The organism is Hydrogenophaga sp. (assembly GCF_041633695.1).
In the GTDB taxonomy this organism is placed as follows: domain Bacteria; phylum Pseudomonadota; class Gammaproteobacteria; order Burkholderiales; family Burkholderiaceae_C; genus Hydrogenophaga.
Genome location: NZ_JBFJMY010000555.1, coordinates 1 through 2,453 on the forward strand (window position 1 = coordinate 1; position 2,453 = coordinate 2,453).

At 62.9% G+C, this 2,453-nt stretch carries 3 protein-coding genes and 1 pseudogene; all 4 read left to right on the forward strand.

What is annotated here, in order from left to right:
- A partial coding sequence (locus ABYB95_RS21585) for an FAD-binding oxidoreductase (protein ID WP_372661788.1) occupies window positions 1-672 on the forward strand: 672 nt, incomplete at its 5' end.
- A gap of 26 nt (window positions 673-698) precedes the next feature.
- A complete protein-coding gene (locus ABYB95_RS21590; RefSeq protein WP_372661792.1) occupies window positions 699-1,235 on the forward strand; it encodes a VOC family protein in 537 nt (178 codons plus the stop codon).
- Complete coding sequence (locus ABYB95_RS21595) at window positions 1,232-2,128, forward strand: fumarylacetoacetate hydrolase family protein (protein ID WP_372661795.1); 897 nt, start codon at window positions 1,232-1,234, stop codon at window positions 2,126-2,128. Before ABYB95_RS21590 ends, ABYB95_RS21595 begins: the two co-directional genes overlap by 4 nt.
- A 28-nt stretch (window positions 2,129-2,156) precedes the next feature.
- Window positions 2,157-2,453: pseudogene (locus ABYB95_RS21600) on the forward strand (acetaldehyde dehydrogenase); the annotation flags it as partial.

Consider the following 2,453-nt stretch of genomic DNA (forward strand, 5'->3'; position numbering starts at 1 on the left):
CTGGGACTGCCGATGAACGAGCCGACCGTGTTCCGCGCCGGTCAGTACATCGAGTTTGTGCGGCCCGACGGCACGCGCCGCAGCTATTCCATGGCCAATGCGCCCAGCAACGACGGCGTGCGCCAGCTCGAGCTGCATGTGCGCATGATCCCCGGCGGCAAATTCACCGACCTCGTGTTCAACCACCTGCACGTGCGCGACGTGCAGCGCATTGAAATGCCTTTGGGCTCGTTTTTTCTGCGCGAGAAAAGCGAAAAGCCCATGGTGATGCTGGCCTCGGGCACCGGCTTTGCGCCCATCAAGTCGATCATCGAGTACGCGCTGCAGCGCGGCATCCGCCGCCCCATCACCTTGTTCTGGGGCGGGCGGCGGCGGCTGGACCTCTACCGGATGGAGCTGGCGCAGCAATGGGCCGCCGAGCACGGCCACATTACATTCGTGCCGGTGTTGAGCGACCCGACCCAGGCCTGCCAATGGACCGGGCGGACCGGCCTGGTGCACCAGGCCGTGATGCAGGACTTTCCCGATATGAGGGGCGTCGAGGTGTACGCCTGTGGATCGCCACTGGTGATCGAGTCGGCGCGGCGCGACTTTGCCGAGCAGTGCGGTCTGGCCGAAACCGACTTCTACGCCGATGTCTTCTTGACCACAGCCGAAAAGACCAGCGCCTGAGCAAGGCACGAACACAGGAGACCCGCATGTTGACCTTACCTCCGAATTGCCGCGTGGACGCGCCGAAGACCGCGTCGGTCGTCAAACCTTTTTGTCTGAGCCATGGCACCTTGGAGTGTTACGACCTGATCCCATCGCGCCGCTTCTACGAAGAATTTCTGGGCCTGGAGTGCGTGCGCCACGGCAAGACGTCGATGGCGATCCGCCACTCCATGCGCTTCCACATCATTTGTGTGGAGGTGGGTGAGCAGCTCCAGCCGGTGCATTTGCTCAACCACTGGGGCGTGGACGTGCAGACCCGTGAGGAGGTGGACCGTGCGCACGCCAGCGCGCTGGCGCGGCAGGAAGAGTTTGGTATCCGCAAGGTGATGCCGCCGCAGGACATGCACGGCGTGTATTCGTTTTACATGATCGACCTGGACCACAACTGGTGGGAGATCCAGTATTACGCCAACGGCTTCCAGCACGACGACTTGTTCGATTTTGGCGACCGTTTCGACATGGCCGACGGGCGCACGCACGAAACGCTGGAAGAAGTCCAGACCCGGGTGGAGATCGCATGATCCAGCTCGTGACTTTTGCGACCAGCGGCGGGAGCCAGACCGGCTTGCTCAGCGCGGGAAAAACCTATCCATCCGGTCGTTACGCCGAAACCCTGGAAGTGTTGAGCAACTGGGCCGATGCCGATGCCCGGCTCGATGAGCTGGCACCCAAGCTGGCGCAGCGCGAGGCGGTGGCGTCGCCGCGGCTTCTCGCCCCCTTGCCCAATCCCCGCAACATCTATTTCGCCGGTGCAAATTACAGGGACCATGTGGCCGAAATGAAAGCCACCCTGGGTTTGCCTCTGGATGCGAATCCCAAGGCCTCGGGGCAGAAGCCCTGGTTCTGCCTGAAGGCCACCGGCAGCAGCGTGGTGGGCCCGGATGCGGTGGTGAGCCTGCCGCGAGGCACGGCCATGCTGGACTGGGAGCTGGAGCTGGCGGTGGTGATCGGCAAGCAGGCGAAGAACGTGGCGGCGAAAGACTTTGCCGACATCGTGGCGGGTTACACCGTCGCCAACGACCTCTCGGCGCGCGACCACGTGGGCCGTGCCGGTGTGGCCAACGATTCGCCCTTCAAGTGGGACTGGATCGGGCAAAAGTCGTTCGACGGCTCTTGCCCCATGGGTCCCGCCCTGACGCCAACCCGCTTCGTGGGCGATCCGATGAACCTGGCCATGAAGCTCTGGGTCAACGGCGAGCTGATGCAGGACTCGAACACCTCGCAAATGATTTTTGACATTGGCGACCAGATCGAACATTTGTCTGCCTGCATCACCCTGCACCCGGGCGACGTCATCCTGACCGGCACGCCGGCGGGTGTTGGCATGGCCCGCAAAAAATTCCTGAAACCCGGCGACGTGGTGAAACAGTGGATTGAAAACATCGGTGCGTTTGAATTCACCATCGCCGCGTGATCGCGGTGAAACACAACTCCAACAAGGCATGACCCCAAAACTCAAAGCCGCCATCATTGGCAGCGGCAACATCGGCACGGACTTGATGATCAAGATCCTGCGCCACGGGCAACACATCGAAATGGGAGCCATGGTCGGCATCGACCCGGGCTCCGACGGGCTGGCGCGCGCCGAGCGCATGGGCGTGGCCACCACCCACGAAGGCGTGGAAGGCCTGACCCGCCTGCCCATCTTTGCCGACATCGACATCGTGTTCGACGCCACCAGCGCCGGTGCCCATGTGCACAACGACGCCTTGCTGCGTGCCCTCAAACCGGGCATCCGC

What these genes read in the sequence shown, in the direction of transcription:
- ABYB95_RS21595 (WP_372661795.1), top strand. Translation starts at nt 1,232, where the DNA reads ATGATCCAGCTCGTGACTTTTGCGACCAGCGGCGGGAGCCAGACCGGC.
- ABYB95_RS21590 (WP_372661792.1), top strand. Translation starts at nt 699, where the DNA reads ATGTTGACCTTACCTCCGAATTGCCGCGTGGACGCGCCGAAGACCGCG.